Below are 19,816 nucleotides of genomic sequence, written 5' to 3' on the forward strand. Positions count from 1 at the left end.
GACCATGACCCAGCCAGACACACCTACCGCCCTGAACCTGCCGATGGTGGACCCGCTACCCGAGGCGACGCAGAAATATTTCGACGTCTGTCAGGACAAGCTGGGGATGGTGCCGAATGTGCTGCGGGCCTACGCCTTCGACATCGAAAAGTTGAACGCCTTCACGGCGATGTACAACGACCTGATGCTGGGTGCCTCGGGCCTGACCAAGCTGGAGCGCGAGATGATCGCGGTCTGCGTCTCGTCGATCAACAAATGCTACTATTGCCTGACAGCCCACGGGGCAGCGGTTCGGCAGCTTTCAGGCGATCCGAAGCTGGGCGAAATGCTGGTGATGAACTGGAGGGTGGCCGATCTGGATGCCCGGCAAACGGCGATGCTGGAGTTTTCCGAAAAGCTGACAATCGCAAGCGCCAAGATCACCGAGGCTGACAGGAACGACCTTCGGGCGGTCGGGTTCAGCGACCGGGACATCTGGGACATCGCCTCGGTCGCGGCCTTCTACAACATGACCAACCGGGTTGCATCGGCAACGGATATGCGCCCGAACGATGGCTACCACACACAAGCACGATGATCCGCCGTTGGCTTCCCTTTCTGTTGGCGATCTGGCCGGGGGTTGGCGCGGCCATCACCCTTGATCTGCCTGCAAATGCGATCCTTCAGAAAGAGGAAGGGCCGGTGGGGTCAAGCCTTGACCTGCCGATCGGGTCCTGGGTGGAGGGATATATCCCAACGCGCCGGGCCGAAGGGCAGGTGATCCGGCAGGTCTGGCGCATCGATGGGTCCGGGCTGACAACCCTCCAGATCCTTGCGCCACTGCGCGAGCAGATTTCTGACGCCGGATACGACCTTTTGTACAACTGCCAGACCGAACAATGCGGCGGATTCGATTTCCGATTCGGGGTCGAAATTGCGCCGCCCCCAGCAATGCAGGTCGATCTGTCCGATTTCCGATACCTTGCGGCCCAGCGGGCCACCGATGGCGACCCTGAATTTGTCATGATCGTGGTCAGCCGGACAGCGCGTGCGGGGTTTGTCCAGATTACCCAGGTATCCGGTTCGCCGGATGCGGTGGTGCGGATGAACACCGTTGCGCCTATCCCGCAGTCAACACCGTTGTCGGATATCGGTCTGCAACTGGAACAGACCGGGCGGGTCGTTTTGTCTGACCTCAGCTTTGAAACCGGATCGGCGACGCTTGGCCCCGGGCCGTTCGACACGCTGGACCGGCTGGCGACCTACCTGCGCGATCACCCGGACCGCACGATCGCTCTGGTCGGTCACACCGATGCCTCTGGATCGTTGGAAACCAACGTGGCCTTGTCCCGCAGGCGTGCGGCATCGGTGCTGGAACGGTTGGTGTCCGACTATGGGGTTGACCGCGCCCAGACAGAGGCAGAAGGAATGGGATATCTTGCGCCGATTGCCAGCAACCTGACCGAGGAAGGCCGCGAAGCAAACCGCCGCGTCGAAGCCATCCTGACATCTACGGATTAGAACATGGACTACAGCAAATCCGGGGCGCCCAAGGGCCCCAAGAACAAGCCGCGCCACAAGGAACACAATCAAAAGGGTTCGACCAAGAATCCCTTTGGGGGAAAGTCTGACAAATCCGCCCTGCTTGAGCGGATGAAGGCCGCGGCACAGGCGAAGGACGACAAGTCGACCTAACGGAACCGCCGGGCCGGATCACCGGCCCGGTGTCCACATTGCCGATTAGAATTTGTATGCGACGCCGATGTTCAGGGCGTTCGTCGGGATATTCGTCTCGAACGTGCCGCCGGTATCCAGCTTGGCCGTGTTCATCGAGAAGGTGAATTTGTATTCCGCGAAGACCGACCAGGTGTCGTTGATATCATAGCTGGTCCCGGCCATCAGCGCGATCGCGGGCCCGGTGTACTGATAGCCCCAGGTCTCGGTGCCTTCGTCGATCAGTTCGAAATGCGGCACGGCAATGCCAAGGCCGGCCCCGACATAGGGGGTGAAATTGTTCCAGCGACCTGGCCAACGGCGGTAGGCGTTCACCGTCAGGATGTTCAGCCCGTCGCTGAATTCCAGATGGTCATAGCCGGTTTCCGCCAGCGTTTCGTCGTCGGCATAGACCTTGGCGTGGTTGATGTCGAAACCCCAGCCCCAGGTATCCGTCCGCCACCATGTCGCACGGACGCCATAGTAGGGTGGCATCGCCAATGACCGGCCATCCCAGCCTGCGGTGAATTCCAGATCGGGAAGGACACTATCGCCCGAGACCGTCACATTGGTATGCGGCGCACTTTGAGCACCACCGTAGAAGCTCAGTTCCATTTCGGCCGATGCGGCGGCCGGAAGGGTGGCAATTGCGATCGCGGAAAGAAGGCGGGACAGGGACATCTGGGTTACCATTCGGTTTGGGTTTTCGCCTCTATACGCCCGCGACGGCAGGCAAACAAGCGAGGCAGGATGACGCGACCTTTTGGGACCAAAGGGCAATTTGTTGGGTCTTCGATGCCCCTGCGCCCGATTGTCCGCTGGACGTAGGGGATTTTGATAGCTAAACAGCGCCCGAACGGACGGCGGGAAACCGCCGTCTGTCCCTGTTCGCATGGGCCATCTGGCCCGGAAATTTCGGAGATGCACCCCGTGTCACAAGCAGAAGAACACCAGGGCACCCGCCGCGACTTCATCTACTACGCCACCGCTGGGGCCGGCGCAGTGGTGACCGGCGCCGCTGTCTGGCCGCTCGTCAACCAGATGAACCCCTCCGCCGACGTGCAGGCGCTTGCCTCGATCCGCGTCGACGTCAGCGGGGTCACCCCCGGGTCGCAGCTGACTGTGCTGTGGCAGGGCAAACCGGTTTTCATCCGGGCCCGCACGCAAGATGAAATTGACGCGGCCCGCGCCGTGGACATTGCCGACCTGCCCGATCAGGGCGCTGAAAACCGCAACCTCACCGGCGAGGCCGATGCGTCCGACGAAAACCGCGCGTTGTCCGAAGACGGTGTCTGGCTGGTCCAGATGGGCGTCTGCACCCACCTCGGCTGTGTGCCGCTGGGAGAACAGGGCGATTTCGGCGGCTGGTACTGCCCGTGCCACGGGTCGCACTACGACACCGCAGGCCGGATCCGCAAAGGGCCCGCGCCGCGTAACCTCGAAGTCCCCGTCGCCGCCTTCGTCGACGAAACGACGATCAAGCTCGGTTAAGGAGAACGCCCGATGTCCGGTATTCCGCACGATCATTACGAGCCCAAAGGCGCGTTTACAAAGGGTCTGGAACGGCGCCTCCCGGTGCTTGGCCTTCTCTACGACACCCTGATGATCCCCACCCCGAAGAACCTCAACTGGATGTGGATCTGGGGGATCGTTCTGGTTTTCGCGCTGGTGCTGCAAATCGCAACCGGCGTTGTGCTGGTGATGCACTACACCCCGCATGTCGATCTGGCCTTTGCCAGCGTTGAACACATCATGCGTGACGTGAATGGCGGCCATATGATCCGCTATTTTCACATGAACGGCGCGTCGCTGTTCTTCATCGCCGTCTATGCCCACATCTTCCGGGGTCTCTACTACGGGTCGTACAAGGCCCCGCGCGAAGTGACCTGGATCATCGGCATGCTGATCTACCTGCTGATGATGGCAACCGGCTTCCTTGGCTACGTTCTGCCCTGGGGTCAGATGTCGTTCCACGGCACCGCGGTGATCACCGGCCTGTTCGGCGCCATCCCCTTTGTTGGTGACGAAATCCAGGTCTGGCTGCTTGGCACACCGAACGGCTCTGTTGGCCAGCCGGCGCTGAACCGCTTCTTCTCGCTGCACTACCTGCTGCCCTTCGTGATTGCGGGCCTTGTGATCGTCCACGTCTGGGCGTTCCACACCACCGGCAACAACAACCCGACCGGCGTCGAAGTGCGCCGCGGTTCGAAGGAAGAAGCCCAGAAAGACACCCTGCCCTTCTGGCCCTACTTCGTGATCAAGGACCTGTTCGCGCTGGCCGTGATCCTCGTGGTCTTCATGGCGATTGTCGGCTTCATGCCCAACTACCTTGGCCACCCGGACAACTACATCCCGGCCGACCCGCTGGTCACGCCGTCGCACATCGTGCCCGAATGGTACTTCCTGCCGTTCTACGCGATCCTGCGGTCGTTCACCGCCGACGTCTGGGCGGTTCAGTTCGCGAACTGGATTTCCTTCGGTATCATCGACGCGAAGTTCTTCGGCGTGCTGGCCATGTTCGGTGCGATCATCGTGATCGCCCTGGCACCCTGGCTGGATACCTCCTCGGTGCGCTCGGGCCGCTATCGTCCGATGTTCAAATGGTGGTTCGCCCTGCTCGTGGTCGACTTCTTCGTCCTGATGTGGGTCGGGGCCATGCCGGCAGAAGGGATCTACCCGATCATCGCTCTGATTGGCGCCTCCTACTGGTTCGCCTACTTCCTCATCATCCTGCCGCTGCTGGGCATTATCGAAAAGCCGCTGCCGCAGCCCGCGACGATCGAGGACGACTTTAACGCCCATTACGGCAAATCGTCCGGCACCCCGGCCGAGTGAGAAAGGAACGAAGAAAGATGCTCCGCAAACTCACCATTACCGCCGCGGTCGCCCTTGGCCTGAGCGCCACGGGTGCCCTTGCCGCCGGTGAAGCCCATGTCGAAGACTTCGCCTTCTCCTTCGAAGGCCCCTTCGGCGCCTATGACCAGATGCAGTTGCAGCGCGGTCTTCAGATCTACACCGAGGTCTGCTCTGCCTGCCACGGCATGGAACGCGTCCGTATCGGCACCCTGCATGACGAAGGCGGCCCGGCGCTTCCGGAAGATCAGGTGCGCGCCTATGCCGAAATGATCGAGGTCTACGACCCCGCGATCGAGGACTATCGCGCGGCGACCCCGGCGGACAAGTTCCCGCCGTCGGCCCTGCCCGAAGCCCCGGACCTGTCGCTGATGGCCAAGGCCCGCGCCGGGTTCCACGGCCCCTATGGCACCGGTCTGAACCAGTTGTTCCGGGGGATGGGCGGCGCCGAATACATCGCGTCGATCCTGACCGGCTATGAAGAAGCGCCCGAATGTGCACCCGAGGATTTCCCGGGTAGTTACAACACGGCCTTCGCTGCGGGCGGTTTCCCGGAAGAATGCATCGACGACCACGGGCATCACATGGTTCCGGGCTCCTGGATCGCCATGGGTCAGCCGCTGTGGGGCGACGACGTCGAATTCGCCGATGGCCATTCGACCGACCTGCACCACGAAGCCGAAGACGTTGCTGCCTTCCTGATGTGGGCCGCCGAGCCCAAGATGATGGCCCGCAAGCAGGCCGGTCTGACCGGCGTGATCTTCCTGACCATCCTTGCCGCGCTGCTTTACGCCACGAACAAGCGTCTGTGGGCACCGCACAAGGCCGCCGCCAAGCGCAAGGACGACTGATCAGGTTGGTCCGATAGAGCTTCCAGAAGGCCCGCCCCTCCGGCGGGCCTTTTGCGTTTCATCCCAGATAGCTGCGCAGGGCGTCTGGCGGGTTTTCAAAGACCGACAGGGTCGGTTGCGGTGACGTGGCCGTATGGTCCGCCACGACTGAAACCCTGTCGGCGATCCGCTTTGCATCGGACGGGTCATGGGTCACCATCAGGACCAATCGCCGCCCAAGCTTCTCTTTCACAAGGTCCAGCATCTCGGCCTTCAGGGCCGGCCCAAGGGCGGAAAAGGGTTCGTCCAGAAGGACAATCGGGCGGTCCTGCAACAAGACGCGCGCCAATGCTGCCCGACCCTGTTGTCCGCCGGACAGCTGGGCGGGCTTTCGGCCTTCCATCCCGTCCAGCCCGACGCTGTGAAGAACCTTTTCGACGCGCCGCGCCGTTTCCTGCTTGGCAAGGCGTTGTCCGTGCAGGGCAAGGGCGATGTTCTGGGATACCGTCAAATGGGGAAACAGGTTGTTGTCCTGAAACAGCGTTGCAGTTGGGCGCTGCCCCGGGGTGTGTGCGGTAATATCCTGACCGTCCCAGACGATACGCCCGGTTTCAGGGGTCAGGAACCCCCCAACCGCCGAAAGAAGGGTCGATTTTCCGGCTCCAGACGGCCCGATCAGGGCAATGATCCCCGGCCCTTGCGGCGCCCAGTCGGCGCAAATCTCAAACCCACCCTGGGCGACACGGATGTCTTCAATCGTCAGCACCGCTGCGACCTCCTTTGTCAAAGATCCAGAACACCGCAAGGCTGACCAGAAGAAGCAAAAGCGCGACACCGGCTGCGTCCGCCATCCGGTAGGCCCCCATCAGCCGATACATCAAGAGCGGCAGGGTCTGCCCGGTTTCGGTTGCAAACAGGGTTACGACCCCAAGGTCGCCAATGGAAAAGGCGGCGGTCAGCCCCGCCGCAAACCCAATTGCCGGCCGAAGTCGCGGCAGTAAGACCCAACGCAGGCGACGCCAGCCGGTTAGGCCGAGTTCATCCGCAAGGCGGCCATAGGCGGATTCGGTGGCCGCGATGGCAGGCCCAAGCGCCCGCAGCGCAAAGGGCACCCCGACCAGTGCATTCAGAAGGGCGGTTACAGGCAGCGCCACGGTGGCGGGGCTGACCACGGGATAGACCATCAAGAACAACCCCGTTCCCAGCACCATCCCCGAAACCGCAAGCGGGGCCGCACCGGACAGAAGTGCTGGCCAGCCGCCCCGTAGCGCGATGAACAACGACAGGACCACCGTCAACACCGACGCGGAAAGTGCGACAAAGACGGACCGGCCCAACGCGGGCCAGACCTCGGGCGGCAAGCCCGGCAGGGCAGGTATGCCGCGAAGGACGATCATGATGACCGGCAAGGCAAGAAGGACAAGCACGAGGCCGATCCATCCAGCATCCAGCATCCGGGGCAGGGTGCCCGTCGCGTCCCACCGGGGAACCACCCGATCCATCCCACCGCCAAACGTCGTAACCGCCGCCAGTCGCCATGCGAGGATCGCAGCACAGAGGCCCACTGCCAGTTGGACCAATGCAAGGGTTGCGGCCCGCCCCAGATCGAAATCGAACCGGACTGCCTGATAAATCGCCACTTCCAGCGTCGTGGCCCCGGGCCCTCCGCCCAGAGTCAGCGCTACAGCAAAGCTGGTCAGGCAAATAAGAAAGATCACGGCAAACGCGCCGGGCACCATGGCCCGCAGCATCGGCCATTCCAGAAGCCGCCAAATCGGAAGACCCATCGACGCGGCAAGGCGGAAAGGCTCCGCAGGGATCAGCGCCCAGCCTTGCACCAGAAGTCGGACGGCAAGGGGTAGGTTCAAAAAGACATGGGCAAGAACCACGCCCCAAAGCCCGTAGATCGAAATCACCGGCAGACCCAGCCCGCCCAGCACGGCGTTGACCAACCCATTCCTGCCAAAGACGGCCAGCAGCCCCATAACGGCCACGATCACCGGCAGGATGAACGGCGCCCCAAGAAGGGTGATCAGCGTCTGCCGACCCGGAAACCGGCGCCGCGCAAGGGCCCGTGCGACCGGGATCGCCAGTAGGACGCTGAACAGCGCCGACAGGGCGGCCTGCAGAACCGTAAACCACAGCGCGGCCCAGTCCGCCGCGCCGAACGACAGGTTGACCGACCCTGCACGAAACACAGCAATGACCGGCCCAAGAACGATGCCAAGGACGAGCACCGCACAAACGGTGCCCGCCCCGCGCATTGTCATTATCGGGACAGCGCCGCGCGCCATTCTTCAATCGCTTCGGCGCGGAGGGCCTCTGCCTCAGTCGCCTCCAAGAGCAGGCTCTGTTCAGGCTGAATCAGGGTCTCGAACCCTTGGGGAAGCCCCTCGGCAGGGAGCTTGGCAGGATACATCCAGTTCGTTGTGGGGATCACCGACTGGAACCCGTCGGACACCATGAACGCGAGGAATTGGTCAGCGAGGTCCCGCTGATCCGTGCCCGCAAGCTTGGCGGCCACTTCGATCTGCATGTAATGGCCCTCGGCAAATGGCCAAGCGACCTTGGAGCCGTCCTCCTCGGCGATCAGGTGGTAAGCGGGTGAGGTCGTGTAGGACAAAACCGCATCCGCCTCGCCCTCAAGGAACATGCCATAGGCTTCGGACCAGCCGGGGGTGACCGTGACGATATTGTCCGCCAGATCGGCCCAAAGCGCCGCCGCTTCCTCGCCATAGGCGGCCTTCACCCACATCAACAGGCCAAGGCCCGGCGTGGAGGACCGGGGATCCTGAATCACGATCTTGAGGTCACTATCGGCAAGAGCGCGCAGGGAGGTCGGGGCCTCTGCGCCCGCGTTCCCAACAAAGGCAAACCAGCCCCAATCGAATGGCACGAACGTCTCGTCGGTCCAGTCGATCGGCAGATCAAAATCCGCCTCTACCGAATGTGGCGCGAAAAGGCGCGAGTCGGTGGCCGCGGCCAGCAAGCTGGTATCGAGGCCGAGAACGATGTCGGCTTCGGTCCGGGTACCTTCCAACCGCAGGCGCGACAGAAGGGCGGCCCCATCACCGGTTCCGACGAATTGCAGGTCGCAGCCGCAGGTCTCCTCAAAGGCCGCCTCGACCGCCGGGCCGGGGCCCCATTCGCTGGTAAAACTGTCGTAGGTATAGACCGTCAACACGGGGGTATCCGCCATGGCCGCAGAGGCCAAAAGGGACAGTCCCGCGCTTTGGATCAGATGTCTTGCTTTCATCGTGTCATCCTTTCATGCGCCGGACGGATGGGGGCATTGAGGATGTTCTCACTACCTTCCCTCCGCCGGTTCTAACCGGTTCAGGTTCAACGGGTCCGCATTCGCGTCTCAGCCATCTGGCACCCCGAGGTAGGGCGGAACCTAGGGCGATGTCGCGGAAATGGCAAGGGAAAGCACTTGAGCCAGCCGCGACCCGCCGCTAGACGGATCAGGCAAAGGAGCCCGCCATGAGCCTGAACACCTTCGGACATCTGTTTCGCGTGACAACCTGGGGCGAAAGCCACGGTCCTGCCCTAGGCGCGACCGTTGATGGCTGCCCGCCGGGCGTGCCGCTGACCGAGGCGGATATTCAGCCGTGGCTGGACAAAAGACGCCCGGGCCAGAACAAGAACACGACCCAGCGGCAAGAGCCGGATCAGGTGGAAATCCTGTCGGGAGTTTTCGAAGGGCAGACCACCGGGACGCCGATCCAACTGATGATCCGCAACACCGACCAGCGGTCGAAGGATTATGGCGATATCGCCGCGACCTTCCGCCCCGGACATGCCGACATCACCTATCACCAGAAATACGGTCTGCGCGATTATCGCGGTGGCGGGCGGTCTTCGGCGCGGGAGACGGCGGCGCGCGTTGCCGCTGCCGGCGTGGCGCGGCAGGCGCTGTCAAAGCTGGCGCCGCTGGTCGAGATCAAAGGCTACATGGTCCAGATGGGGGAGAAGACCATCGACCGGAGCCGGTTCGACTGGAACGCCATCGACCAGAACGATTTCTGGTGCCCTGACGCGGGCGCGGTGCAGGAATGGGAAGACTACCTGCAGTGGCTGCGCAAAGACGATCACAACTCTGTCGGGGCGATGATTGAGGTGGTTGCACGTGGCGTGCCCGCTGGGCTGGGCGCCCCGATTTATGGTAAGCTAGACACTGATATCGCCGCCGCGATGATGTCGATCAATGCGGTTAAAGGCGTAGAGATCGGTGAAGGTATGGCCGCGGCCCGTCTGACCGGGCGCGAAAACGCCGACGAGATCTACATGGGGAACGACGGGCAGCCTGTCTATTCCTCCAACCATGCGGGCGGCATCCTTGGCGGGATCAGCAGCGGGCAGGACATTGTCTGCCGCTTCGCGGTCAAACCGACGTCGTCGATCCTGTCGCCGCGCAAATCAATCCGTATTGACGGCAGCCCGACCGAGGTGGTGACCAAGGGACGGCACGATCCTTGCGTCGGCATCCGTGCCGTTCCGGTGGGCGAGGCGATGATGGCCTGTGTAATCCTTGACCACCTGCTTTTGGATCGCGGCCAAACCGGCGGCATCCGCGGCCAGATCGGCTAGGCCCCGGTCGCGGCGGCAAGGGCCGCATCCAACAGCGCCTTGATGTCCGCCTCGGCGGTTCCGGCGACAATCCGGCCAAGCTGCATGTTTCCTTGCAGGACAACAAGTGTGGACCGGCGCGGAATTTCCAGCCGCCGCGACAGTTCCTCGTCCTTATAGGTGTCCCAATCCACCTGAATGAAGGTGATGTTCTCCTCGTAGGCCGGGTTTTCCGATTTCAGACGGTCGATCACGCGGCTTTGCGCCCGGCAGGTGGAACACCACGGCGCATAGAAATCCACGAAAACGGTCTCGCCGGCGGCCAGTCGGTCGTCCACAAGGCCGGGCGTGTAGGCGAGCGGCTCTGCCTTGAGCGACAGCGGCAGGACCGCGGCAGCTGCGGCGGCAATCATCAGGGTTCGGCGGTGCATGGAATGTCTCCTGTTCAGAAGCGGACCGAGAGGTCCTGTAGCCAATAGGGTAGGGTATCAAGAAGCCAGATTTCGGCCATGCGGAACCACCCGAGAAGGATGGCGAGGCCGGTGAGGATGAACACAGCGCCCATCAGTGGGCGGGCAGAGGTGGCGAAAGTCCGAAGCCTGTTGCGGCGGGCGAGAATGGCCTTTTGCGCACCATAGCCGAGCAGCACGATGACCGTGGAAATGCCAAGGGCAAAGCTGGCCATGGTCGCGGCGGCCCAGCCAAGGTTTTCGCCGGCCGAGGCAAGCGCAATCGCGCCGCCCAGCGTCGGCCCCACACAGGGCACCCAGACCGCGCCCAGCAGGGCGCCGCCCAAGAACTGACCCTTCACCGACCCGCGGTCGATCCGGTCAAAACCAGTGTCTGCATTAGCTGAAATGCCCGAAGTTGCCAGCGCAAATCGGGTCGAAAACCGGGGGACAAGAAGGACAATGCCAAACAGGATCATGGCCACAGCCCCGGCCGCGGCAATCGACTCGTCATCGATTCCCAATGCACGGCCGAAGACGGCAACGGACATTCCGACCGCGACGAAAGACGCTGACATGCCGGCCGCAAGGGCAAGCGGCCCCCAGCGGCTGGCTTGCAGGGCGGTGGCCAGAACGATCGGCAGCACCGGTAGAACGCAGGGGTTGATCAGGGTCAACAGCCCCGCAAGATATCCAAGGATCAGGTCCATGCTGCATCATTGCCGCAGAACCGGCGCGTGTCAGCGGGCAAAGCCCTGACGCGGGATCAAGCTTTCGTGGGGTTCGTTGCAGCGGCGCGGGATTGCACCCGGGACAATTGGACCGCCAGAATGCCCGCCGCGATGATCGCAACGCCGATCACATCGATCAGGCCAAGGCTTTCCCCCAGAAGCGCCGCCGCGATGGCGACCCCGAAAAACGGATTGAGGAAGTGGAAGGTTGCGGCGCGAACCGCGCCGATCCGACCAACCAGCACGAACCAGACCCATGTCGCCAAAAGGCCGGGAACCAGCGTGGTATAGGCAAAAGCCACAATCAGCTGCCAGTTCCATGTGATGTCGAAGCTTTCCAGTGTCAGCGCGGGCACCCAAAGGATCGCGCTGCCGATCAACATTTGAAGTCCGACGATCATCAGGACGTTTCCGCCCGACGATGCCCCACGCACGGCCAGCGTCGCGATGGCAAGGGACAGCACCCCAATCCCGCAGAAGACGACCCCCATCAAATCAACTCCGCCCGAAAACCGCGCGCCCATGATCAGCGTCACCCCGACCACCCCGGCCAACAGGCCCGCCATGGCCAGCGGGGCCAGCTTTTCGCGGAACACCAGCCAACCGGCCAGGGCCACGACCAATGGCATCGTCGAGGCGATGATCGCGGCGAGCGACGCCTCGATCCACTGCATGGCGACGAAGTTCAGACCAAGATAGAGTGCGTTCTGGCACAGCCCGAACAGAAGGGTCGCCTTCCACTGCGCCCGGCTGAGACGCGCCGACTGACCCAGCGCATAGGCAAGCGCGACACCGATCAGCCCGGAAATCAGGAAGCGCAGGGCAAGCGCCGTCATTGGTGGGGCGAATTCAACGATGACCCGCGCCGAGGTAAAGGCCGAAGACCACATCAGGGCAAAGGCCAGCCCCATCCCGATTGCGCGCAGGTCCATTGGTGTCTCCGTAAAATCAGAAAGGGCCGCCAGTGCGGCGACCCTTTCGAAAAACCTGTCGGGTGTAAACCCGAAAGCCTTAGCCGTTCACGCTGTCCTTCAGCGCTTTGGCGATGGTCATTTTCACGACCTTGTCGGCTTCTTTCTTGATCTGCTCGCCGGTGGCGGGGTTGCGGACCATGCGCTCGGGGCGCTCGCGGCAATAGATTTTGCCAACGCCGGGCAGGGTCACGGCGCCACCGCCGGTCACTTCGCGGGAAATGATCGCGGTCAGCGCGTCAAGCGCGGCACCAGCGGATTTCTTGTCGGCGCCGGTTTCTTCGGCGAGAGCAGCAACGAGTTGCGCTTTGGTCATCGGTTTTGCCATCTTCGTGGTCTCCCTTTTGTCTGCCCGTATTCTGGGCCTCATGTGGCGTCATTAAACGGTATGTTGTGCATCACCACAACGAATTGTGTGCATTTGCAAGAAGAAAACGCCCATTTTAGTCGATTTCCCGCACGTCAGAGGAAGGCGGTCTCTTCAAAGCTGCGCAATTTTCGGCTGTGGATGCGTTCAAGCGGCATTTCCCGCAGTGTTTCCATGGCGTGGATGCCGATCATCAGGTGCCGGGCAACCTGGGTCTTGTAAAAGTCTGAGGCCATGCCGGGCAGTTTCAGTTCGCCATGAAGCGGTTTGTCCGAAACACAGAGAAGCGTCCCATAGGGAACCCGGAACCGGAACCCGTTTGCCGCGATCGTGGCGCTTTCCATGTCCAGCGCGATGGCCCGCGATTGGGACAGGCGCTGGACCGGGCCGGACTGGTCGCGCAGTTCCCAGTTGCGGTTGTCGATGGTGGCCACGGTCCCCGTCCGCATGATCCGCTTGAGCTCGTATCCCTCCAGTTCGGTCACCTTGGCCACGGCGGTTTCAAGGGCAATCTGGATTTCCGCCAGCGCCGGGATCGGCACCCAGACGGGAAGATCGTCATCCAAGACGTGGTCTTCCCGCAGATAGCCGTGGGCCAGCACGAAATCGCCCAGCCGCTGCGAATTTCGAAGACCCGCGCAGTGTCCGACCATCAGCCAGGCATGGGGTCGCAGCACGGCGATGTGGTCCGTTGCGGTTTTTGCGTTGGACGGGCCGACCCCGATATTGACCAATGTGATCCCGCCGCCGCCCTTCCGCTTCAGGTGGTAGGTGGGCATCTGCGGCAATTTCTCCGGCACCGGCATCGGCGTGTCTGCGTCGGTGATCTCGATATTGCCGGGGCCGACAAAGGCGGTATAGCCGCTGCCTTCACTGGCCAGCATATGCCGGGCATAGCTTTCGAATTCCTCGACGTAGAACTGGTAGTTGGTGAACAGCACGTGGTTCTGGAAATGCTCGGCCCGCGTCGCGGTATAGTGGGACAGCCGCGCTAGCGAATAATCGACCCGCTGCGCCGTGAAGGGCGCAAGTGGCCGCGCCCCGTCGGCATAGGTGAACCCATAGCCGTTGACGATGTCGTCATGGGTCGTGGACAGGTCCGGCACGTCAAAGACATCGCGCAGGGTAAAATCGGTCGCGCCCTCTTGTGGGACGGTGACGGTTGAATCCCCCGACATGGCAAAGTGAACGGGCATCGGCGTCGCCGACGGGCCGACCCAGACGGAAACCCCATGGTTCTTGATCAGCAGACCGATCTGCTGTTCGAGGTATTGGGCAAACAGATCGGGCCGGGTGATGGTTGCCGCATAGGTTCCCGGCTCGGCCACATGGCCGAACGACAGGCGGCTGTCGATCGTTGCAAAGCTTGAGGTGGCGATCCGGACCTCGGGATAGACCGCGCGGTAGCGGACCGCCGGTGCGCCATCCGCCAGAATGCGCGAAAAGTTTTCCCGTAGAAAGCTGGTTGAAAGATCGTACAGCTCGTGCAGCCGGGCGACGGCGGCCGCCGGATCTGAAAAGGACTCGGACGCAGGATAATCCGGCGAAAGAACCGTGACCGGGTTTTGATCGTTCATCTATGCACCTCGTCGCGCCTGCAATTGCCCAAAATCATGGCCCAACACACCGCGGGCCGCTTCGGATCATTATCATTCGTTTGTGGGGCCGAGTGTGACATTGAAACCAACCCGGTCGCAAGCGGGATCGCCAAGTGTGAAACAGCCGCATTTATGCCAGAATAGACACTAGATGGGCGCATCCTTGCCCGAGCGCAGTTGGCGCGGTGTGACGCCGAACTCTTGTCGAAAGGCCCGGGTCAGCGCGCTTGGGTCTTCATATCCCGTGCGCAGGGCGACCTCTGATATGGCCAGTTCGGTTTCAAGGATGATCTTGCGGGCTTCGATCAGGCGCAGCCGACGATAGACGGTTTGCGGTGGCGCGCCGACCTCTGTCTGCATCCGTTTTTCAAGATCGCGCAGCGGCCGCCCGATCCGGCGCGCAAGGTCCGGCAGTCGAAGCGGCGCTTCAAGGTTTTCCTGCATCAGGGCAATCGCCCGCGCGACGCTGCGCGACCGGGCTGTCGGCGCGGCCTGTGGGCCGGTTGCCTGTGGTGACATGAAGAGGGTCGCAACCTCCAGCCGCAGCGCCGCGCCGTGCCGGTTCTCGATCAGTTCAAGGACAAGATCAAAGGCAGCCAGCGCCCCACCGCATGTGATCCTGTCCCTGTCGATGACATGACGCGCACGGGTTGCCTCCAGCTCTGGAAAGGTTTCGGAAAACGCGCCCAACTCCTCCCAATGGATCGTTGCGCGATAACCGTCCAGCAACCCCGCCGCCGCCATCAGCCAGCTTCCCGTGTCCAGACCCGCGAGAGTCGGAAACCGCCGTGTTGCACTGCGCAACGCCCGCGCGGTGTGATTGGTGGCGTGATCGCGAAACCGATAGCTAGGCAAAATGAACAGCACATCGCCACCGGCATCCGTCAGGGCGCCATGGACCCTGACCTCCAACCCGCTTGACGATGTCACCGATTGCCCATCCAGCGACAGGAACGACCAAACGTAAAGCTCGCGACCGGACAGGGTATTGGCGGCCCGAAAGGGCTCTACCGTGTTGGCGAGACAATGCATCGAGAAATCGTCAAAGAGCAGAAGCCCGATGCGCTGCGGCGCGGCGTTTGTATTCATCCAACTTCGCATGAAAAACACTAATCCTGCACGAATGCCCGGATCAACCCCCCTAAAGTTCCGGCCAATCAGACAGGGGACCGCCATGCAGTATGGGCTGAACGAAGAACAGGAAATGATCGCGGCGACCGTCCGCAGTTTCGTTGAAAAGGAAATCTATCCACACGAAGACTTCGTGGAACGAACCGGCGAAGTTCCCGAAGAGATCGCACAAGAGATCAAGCGCAAGACAATCGAACTTGGGTTCTATGCCTGCAATTTCCCTGAATCCGTCGGCTGTGCGGGTCTCAATCACCTTGAATTCGCTCTGGTCGAACGCGAACTTGGCCGGGGGTCGATGGCGCTCAACCATTTCTTTGGGCGGCCGCAGAATATCCTAATGGCTTGTGAGGGCGAGCAGGTCGAACGCTACCTGATGCCAGCGGTGCGCGGCGAGCGAATGGACGCGCTGGCCATGACGGAACCCGGTGCGGGGTCGGACGTGCGCGGCATGAAATGTGCCGCCCGCCGCGACGGCGGCGATTGGGTCGTGAACGGGACCAAGCATTTCATCTCGGGCGCCGATCATGCCGATTTCATCATCGTCTTCATCGCCACCGGCGAAGACCAGACCCCGAAAGGCCCGAAGAAACGGATCACCGCCTTCCTCGTGGATCGCGGGACGCCTGGGTTCACCATCCGCGACGGGTATAAATCGGTCAGTCATCGCGGCTACAAGAACATGATCCTTGAATTCGACGATTGCCGCCTGCCCGACGCGCAGGTTCTGGGCGAGGTCGATGGCGGGTTCGAAGTGATGAACACCTGGTTGTATGCAACCCGGATCACGGTTGCCACGATGAGCGTTGGCCGTGCCCGCCGTGTCTTCGACTATGCGCTGGACTATGCCGCGACCCGCGAACAGTTCGGCCAGAAGATCGGAAAATTCCAGGGCGTCAGCTTTCAGCTTGCCGATATGATCACCGAGATCGACGCGGCCGATCTGCTGACCCTCGCAGCCGCCGACCGGCTCGACAAAGGGCTGCCCGCGAACCGCGAGATTGCATCGGCCAAGCTCTACGCCTCTGAAATGCTGGGCCGGGTCACTGACGCCGCGATTCAGGTGCATGGTGGGATGGGCCTGATGGATGATTATCCGTTGGAACGGTTCTGGCGCGATGCGCGGGTCGAACGGATCTGGGACGGCACGTCCGAGATTCAGCGCCACATCATCAGCCGCGAAATGCTGCGTGCGCTGGGGGCATGATGCGGGATCTGTCGCGGCTGCTGCGGCCGGCATCGGTCGCCGTGATCGGGGGTGGTGCCTGGTGCCGCTCCGTTCTCGAACAACTTGACAAGGCGGGCTACGACGGACTGGTCTGGCCGGTTCATCCGAAAGGCGGCGAGATTGGAAAAAACAGGGTCTATACAAGCCTGAATGACCTTCCACAGCCCCCCGACGCCGCCTTTGTCGGGATCAACAGGGATGCCACGATCGATGCGGTCGGACAGCTTTCCGCGATGGCGGCGGGGGGCGCTGTGTGTTTTGCCAGCGGCTTTGCCGAGGTCGGGGATGGGGCAGGGCGGAACGCGGCGCTGCTTGCCGCTGCAGGGAATATGCCGATCCTTGGGCCCAACTGCTACGGGATGATCAATGCGGTGGACGGCGCGCTCCTCTGGCCGGATCAGCATGGCTGCACCCGCGTCGAAAGCGGCGTCGCCATCCTGACCCAGTCGTCGAACATCGCCATCAACCTGACCATGCAGAACCGGGGCCTGCCCATTGCCTATGTGGTGACATGCGGCAATCAGGCCCAGACGACGCAGGCCGAAATCGCCGCCGGGCTTCTGGACGATCCGCGCGTGACCGCCATCGGGCTGCATATCGAAGGGTTCGGCGATCTGCCTGCGTGGCAGGCCCTGGCGCAGAAGGCGCAGGCGCGGAATGTCCCGATTGTCGCGCTCAAGGTCGGCAGATCGGCCGAAGCGCAGGCGGCGACTGTCTCGCATACGGCGTCACTTGCAGGGAAAGACGCGGGGGCGCAGGCGCTTCTGGACCGGCTTGGCTTTGCGCGGGTCGATGAATTGCCTGTCCTGCTGGAAACGCTGAAGCTGCTGCATGTCGGGGGTCCGCTGACGGGAAGCCGCATCGCGACGATCAGCTGTTCGGGGGGAGAGGCAAGCCTTGCCGCCGATATGGCCTTGTCCACGTCTCTGGTCTTTCCACCCCTGAACCCGCGCCAAACCTCGGACCTCTTCGATGCGTTGGGGCCCCGGGTCGCCCTCGCCAATCCCTTGGATTATCACACTTATATCTGGCGTGATGTTGATGCGATGACCCGGGCCTTTTCGGCCATGGTCGATCCGAACCTTGATCTGACCCTTCTAATCGTGGACTTCCCGCGCTCCGACAGATGCGACCCGTCCGACTGGGACCACGTGGTTGAGGCCGCAATCCGCACCCGCTTGTCGACCGGTGGGCGGGTTGGAATGGTCGCCACCCTGCCGGAACTGATGCCCGAAGACGTGGCGCAAACGCTGATCGCCGGCGGGGTCATCCCCTTCAGTGGGCTGAGAGAAGCGCTTGCCGCCGCGGACGCCGCCCAGGTGCGGATGCCGGACCCCGAGGAACTTCTCTTGCCCGGGGCGGAAAGGCAGGCACAGACGGTGACCGAGGCCCAGGCAAAGGCCGAACTGTCGGCCTTTGGCCTGCCCAGCCCAAAGGCCGTCCCGACAACACGCGGGGGTATCGCGGACGTTGCCGGGGGACTGACCTATCCGGTCGTCCTCAAAGCCGTCGGCCTCGCCCACAAGTCCGACGCGGGCGGGGTCGTCCTTGGCCTGACCGACCCTGGCGAGCTGATCGAGGCGGCGGGCCGGATGCCAACCGAAGATCTGCTGATCGAAGAAATGATTACCGGAACGGTTGGAGAGCTTTTGGTCGGCGTCGTTCGCGATCCCGCCCATGGTTTCGTCCTGACATTGGGAGCTGGCGGTGTCCTGACGGAACTTCTTGAAGACAGCGCGTCAGTCCTCATCCCAGCCAGTCGTGGCGCGATAGAACAGATACTATCAAAGCTAAAATACCGGAAGATCCTCGAAGGATACCGGGGCGCCGCCACCGCCGACATGCCCAAGATCATCGACGCAGTCATAGCGGTTCAGGCCTATGTCCTTGCCAATGCCGACCGGGTCGAAGAGGTTGAGGTCAACCCGCTTATTTGCACACAGACTGCGGCGATTGCCGCCGACGCACTCATCCGGAGGGCCTGAATGACACAACCAATCAAGACACGCCGGGACGGCGCAATCCTAGAGGTGACACTGGACCGCCCCAAGGCGAATGCCATCGACCTGACAACCAGCCGGATCATGGGCGAGGTGTTCCGCGATTTCCGCGATGACCCGGACCTGCGGGTTGCGATCTTGACCGGTGGCGGCGAGAAATTCTTTTGCCCCGGCTGGGATCTGAAGGCCGCTGCGGACGGTGATGCGGTCGACGGGGACTATGGCGTCGGCGGGTTTGGCGGGTTGCAGGAGCTGCGGGACATGAACAAGCCCGTGATCGCCGCCGTCAACGGGATATGCTGTGGCGGCGGGCTCGAACTGGCGCTTTCTGCCGACATCATCCTCGCCGCTGAGCATGCGAGTTTTGCGCTGCCGGAAATCCGGTCCGGGACTGTCGCCGATGCGGCCAGCGTGAAGCTGCCCAAGCGGATACCTTATCACATCGCAATGGAGCTTTTGCTGACCGGCCGCTGGTTCGATGCGGAGGAGGCGCACCGCTGGGGCATCGTGAACCGGATCGTCCCCTCTAGCGACCTCATGGCGCAGGCTTGGGACATGGCGCGCCTTCTCGCCTCCGGCCCGCCACTTGTCTACGCAGCGATCAAGGAAATCGTGCGCGACGCGGAAGATTCCAAGTTTCAGGACGCGATGAACCGGATCACCAAACGGCAGTTGCGCTCGGTCGACGTGCTCTATTCCTCCGAGGATCAGCTCGAGGGGGCCAAGGCCTTTGCCGAGAAGCGGGATCCGGTCTGGAAGGGGCGTTAGCGTTTTCGAAAGGTGACAATCAGGGCGCGGTCCGTGGCGTGTTCCCCGGTCGCGCCCGGCCCGTAGATCGCGACCTCTGGCATGGCCAAATATTCGATTTGCGCCTTTATAGACTCTAGTTTCGCCGCAAATCCACTGCCGTCCCAGTGGCGCGCGCTAACTGAAATCACCATGACCCCGCCCGGCGCAAGCACGCGCAGCAATTCGTCAATCGCTTCGGGACCGACATGGCCAATGGTGAAGGTTCCCGCGCTGATCACGCCGCGATAGGCCGCGTCGGCAACGTCCAGCCTGTCCGTAACGTCGCCGGTGAACAGCCGGGAATAGAGCGCTTTTCCACGCGCGATCCCAAGCATTTCGGCGGAAATATCGGTGCCGTCAACCGGACCGACGCCCAGCTTGGACAGATGCAGGGCCACCGCCCCCGTGCCCGCACCGATATCCAGAACCGGCCCCTCGCCCCCGACCGTGGCAAACTGCCGGGCCACCTCGAACGGTAGCCGGTAGTCCATCTCGTCAACGAAATCGCTGTCGTAGGTCTCTGCCCAATCGGCATAGAGCCTGCGATTGTCGTCCTTCGATCGCAGCGCATAAGCGCTGTCCAGTCCGGGTTTCTCGGTCATGAAACGATG

The 19,816-nt window shown here is 62.4% G+C and carries 21 protein-coding genes and 1 riboswitch; of the genes, 10 read left to right on the top strand and 11 right to left on the bottom strand.

Going from position 1 to position 19,816, the window contains the following annotated elements:
• Positions 1-4 precede the first annotated feature (4 nt).
• Genes U3648_RS03755 through U3648_RS03765 form a run of 3 tightly spaced genes read left to right on the top strand, consistent with a single transcriptional unit; the run spans position 5 to position 1,674 of the window.
• On the top strand, positions 5-577 hold the full coding sequence (locus U3648_RS03755) for a peroxidase-related enzyme (protein ID WP_420857904.1): 573 nt from the start codon (positions 5-7) through the stop codon (positions 575-577).
• Positions 574-1,500 (top strand): OmpA family protein, encoded by a 927-nt coding sequence (locus U3648_RS03760; protein ID WP_420857905.1) that lies wholly within the window; start codon positions 574-576, stop codon positions 1,498-1,500. Before U3648_RS03755 ends, U3648_RS03760 begins: the two co-directional genes overlap by 4 nt.
• A 3-nt stretch (positions 1,501-1,503) precedes the next feature.
• Positions 1,504-1,674, top strand: a complete 171-nt coding sequence (locus tag U3648_RS03765) for a hypothetical protein (RefSeq protein WP_420857906.1) — start codon at positions 1,504-1,506, stop codon at positions 1,672-1,674.
• Positions 1,675-1,719: 45 nt separating this feature from the next.
• Here U3648_RS03765 and U3648_RS03770 read toward each other — a convergent pair whose 3' ends face one another.
• Positions 1,720-2,373: an outer membrane protein gene (locus tag U3648_RS03770; RefSeq protein WP_420857907.1), complete on the bottom strand. Its 654-nt coding sequence runs from the start codon at positions 2,371-2,373 to the stop codon at positions 1,720-1,722.
• 249 nt (positions 2,374-2,622) lie between these two features.
• On the opposite strand from U3648_RS03770, the gene petA reads away from it, so the two are divergent.
• Genes petA through U3648_RS03785 form a run of 3 tightly spaced genes read left to right on the top strand, consistent with a single transcriptional unit; the run spans position 2,623 to position 5,396 of the window.
• A complete protein-coding gene (petA, locus tag U3648_RS03775; RefSeq protein WP_420857908.1) occupies positions 2,623-3,183 on the top strand; it encodes a ubiquinol-cytochrome c reductase iron-sulfur subunit in 561 nt (186 codons plus the stop codon).
• Positions 3,184-3,195: 12 nt separating this feature from the next.
• Complete coding sequence (locus U3648_RS03780; protein ID WP_420857909.1) at positions 3,196-4,527, top strand: cytochrome b; 1,332 nt, start codon at positions 3,196-3,198, stop codon at positions 4,525-4,527.
• Between the two features lie 17 nt (positions 4,528-4,544).
• Positions 4,545-5,396, top strand: a complete 852-nt coding sequence (locus U3648_RS03785) for a cytochrome c1 (protein ID WP_420857910.1) — start codon at positions 4,545-4,547, stop codon at positions 5,394-5,396.
• Positions 5,397-5,454: 58 nt separating this feature from the next.
• Here the strand turns inward: U3648_RS03785 and U3648_RS03790 are convergent, their stop codons facing one another.
• Genes U3648_RS03790 through thiB form a run of 3 tightly spaced genes read right to left on the bottom strand, consistent with a single transcriptional unit; the run spans position 5,455 to position 8,631 of the window.
• The gene (locus U3648_RS03790) at positions 5,455-6,141 is read right to left on the bottom strand and encodes a thiamine ABC transporter ATP-binding protein (RefSeq protein ID WP_420857911.1); all 687 of its coding nucleotides are present in this window, start codon (positions 6,139-6,141) and stop codon (positions 5,455-5,457) included.
• Entirely contained in the window at positions 6,128-7,669 is a 1,542-nt protein-coding gene (locus tag U3648_RS03795) for a thiamine/thiamine pyrophosphate ABC transporter permease ThiP (protein ID WP_420857912.1), read from the bottom strand. The genes U3648_RS03790 and U3648_RS03795 overlap by 14 nt, the downstream gene beginning before the upstream one ends.
• The gene (gene thiB / locus U3648_RS03800) at positions 7,645-8,631 is read right to left on the bottom strand and encodes a thiamine ABC transporter substrate binding subunit (protein ID WP_420857913.1); all 987 of its coding nucleotides are present in this window, start codon (positions 8,629-8,631) and stop codon (positions 7,645-7,647) included. The genes U3648_RS03795 and thiB overlap by 25 nt, the downstream gene beginning before the upstream one ends.
• Before the next feature lie 40 nt (positions 8,632-8,671).
• Positions 8,672-8,768, bottom strand: a riboswitch (TPP riboswitch).
• Positions 8,769-8,858: 90 nt separating this feature from the next.
• Between thiB and aroC the strand changes: the two genes are divergently transcribed.
• Positions 8,859-9,965: a chorismate synthase gene (gene aroC / locus U3648_RS03805; RefSeq protein WP_420857914.1), complete on the top strand. Its 1,107-nt coding sequence runs from the start codon at positions 8,859-8,861 to the stop codon at positions 9,963-9,965.
• Here the strand turns inward: aroC and U3648_RS03810 are convergent.
• The 6 genes from U3648_RS03810 to U3648_RS03835 form a co-directional block, all read right to left on the bottom strand.
• Positions 9,962-10,375, bottom strand: coding sequence for a thioredoxin family protein (locus U3648_RS03810; protein WP_420857915.1), 414 nt, complete (start codon positions 10,373-10,375; stop codon positions 9,962-9,964). The genes aroC and U3648_RS03810 overlap by 4 nt on opposite strands.
• A 14-nt stretch (positions 10,376-10,389) precedes the next feature.
• Positions 10,390-11,103: a cytochrome c biogenesis CcdA family protein gene (locus U3648_RS03815; protein WP_420857916.1), complete on the bottom strand. Its 714-nt coding sequence runs from the start codon at positions 11,101-11,103 to the stop codon at positions 10,390-10,392.
• A 56-nt stretch (positions 11,104-11,159) separates the two neighbouring features.
• Positions 11,160-12,056, bottom strand: a complete 897-nt coding sequence (locus tag U3648_RS03820; RefSeq protein WP_420857917.1) for a DMT family transporter — start codon at positions 12,054-12,056, stop codon at positions 11,160-11,162.
• A gap of 79 nt (positions 12,057-12,135) precedes the next feature.
• On the bottom strand, positions 12,136-12,423 hold the full coding sequence (locus tag U3648_RS03825; RefSeq protein ID WP_420857918.1) for an HU family DNA-binding protein: 288 nt from the start codon (positions 12,421-12,423) through the stop codon (positions 12,136-12,138).
• 134 nt (positions 12,424-12,557) lie between these two features.
• Positions 12,558-14,039 carry an AMP nucleosidase gene (locus tag U3648_RS03830; protein ID WP_420857919.1) on the bottom strand — a complete coding sequence of 494 codons (1,482 nt, stop codon included), beginning with the start codon at positions 14,037-14,039 and terminating at the stop codon, positions 12,558-12,560.
• Positions 14,040-14,207: 168 nt separating this feature from the next.
• Positions 14,208-15,161: a GlxA family transcriptional regulator gene (locus tag U3648_RS03835; RefSeq protein WP_420857920.1), complete on the bottom strand. Its 954-nt coding sequence runs from the start codon at positions 15,159-15,161 to the stop codon at positions 14,208-14,210.
• Positions 15,162-15,234: 73 nt separating this feature from the next.
• Here U3648_RS03835 and U3648_RS03840 point away from each other — a divergent pair, with 73 nt between their 5' ends.
• Genes U3648_RS03840 through U3648_RS03850 form a run of 3 tightly spaced genes read left to right on the top strand, consistent with a single transcriptional unit; the run spans position 15,235 to position 19,184 of the window.
• Positions 15,235-16,395, top strand: a complete 1,161-nt coding sequence (locus tag U3648_RS03840) for an acyl-CoA dehydrogenase family protein (RefSeq protein WP_420857921.1) — start codon at positions 15,235-15,237, stop codon at positions 16,393-16,395.
• Complete coding sequence (locus U3648_RS03845; RefSeq protein ID WP_420857922.1) at positions 16,392-18,401, top strand: acetate--CoA ligase family protein; 2,010 nt, start codon at positions 16,392-16,394, stop codon at positions 18,399-18,401. The genes U3648_RS03840 and U3648_RS03845 overlap by 4 nt, the downstream gene beginning before the upstream one ends.
• Entirely contained in the window at positions 18,402-19,184 is a 783-nt protein-coding gene (locus tag U3648_RS03850; RefSeq protein WP_420857923.1) for a carnitinyl-CoA dehydratase, read from the top strand. It begins immediately after the preceding gene.
• Here the strand turns inward: U3648_RS03850 and U3648_RS03855 are convergent.
• On the bottom strand, positions 19,181-19,807 hold the full coding sequence (locus tag U3648_RS03855) for a class I SAM-dependent DNA methyltransferase (RefSeq protein WP_420857924.1): 627 nt from the start codon (positions 19,805-19,807) through the stop codon (positions 19,181-19,183). The genes U3648_RS03850 and U3648_RS03855 overlap by 4 nt on opposite strands.
• Between the last annotated feature and the right edge of the window lie 9 nt (positions 19,808-19,816).

This window comes from Marivivens marinus (assembly GCF_035969385.1).
Classification (GTDB): Bacteria; Pseudomonadota; Alphaproteobacteria; order Rhodobacterales; family Rhodobacteraceae; genus SELP01.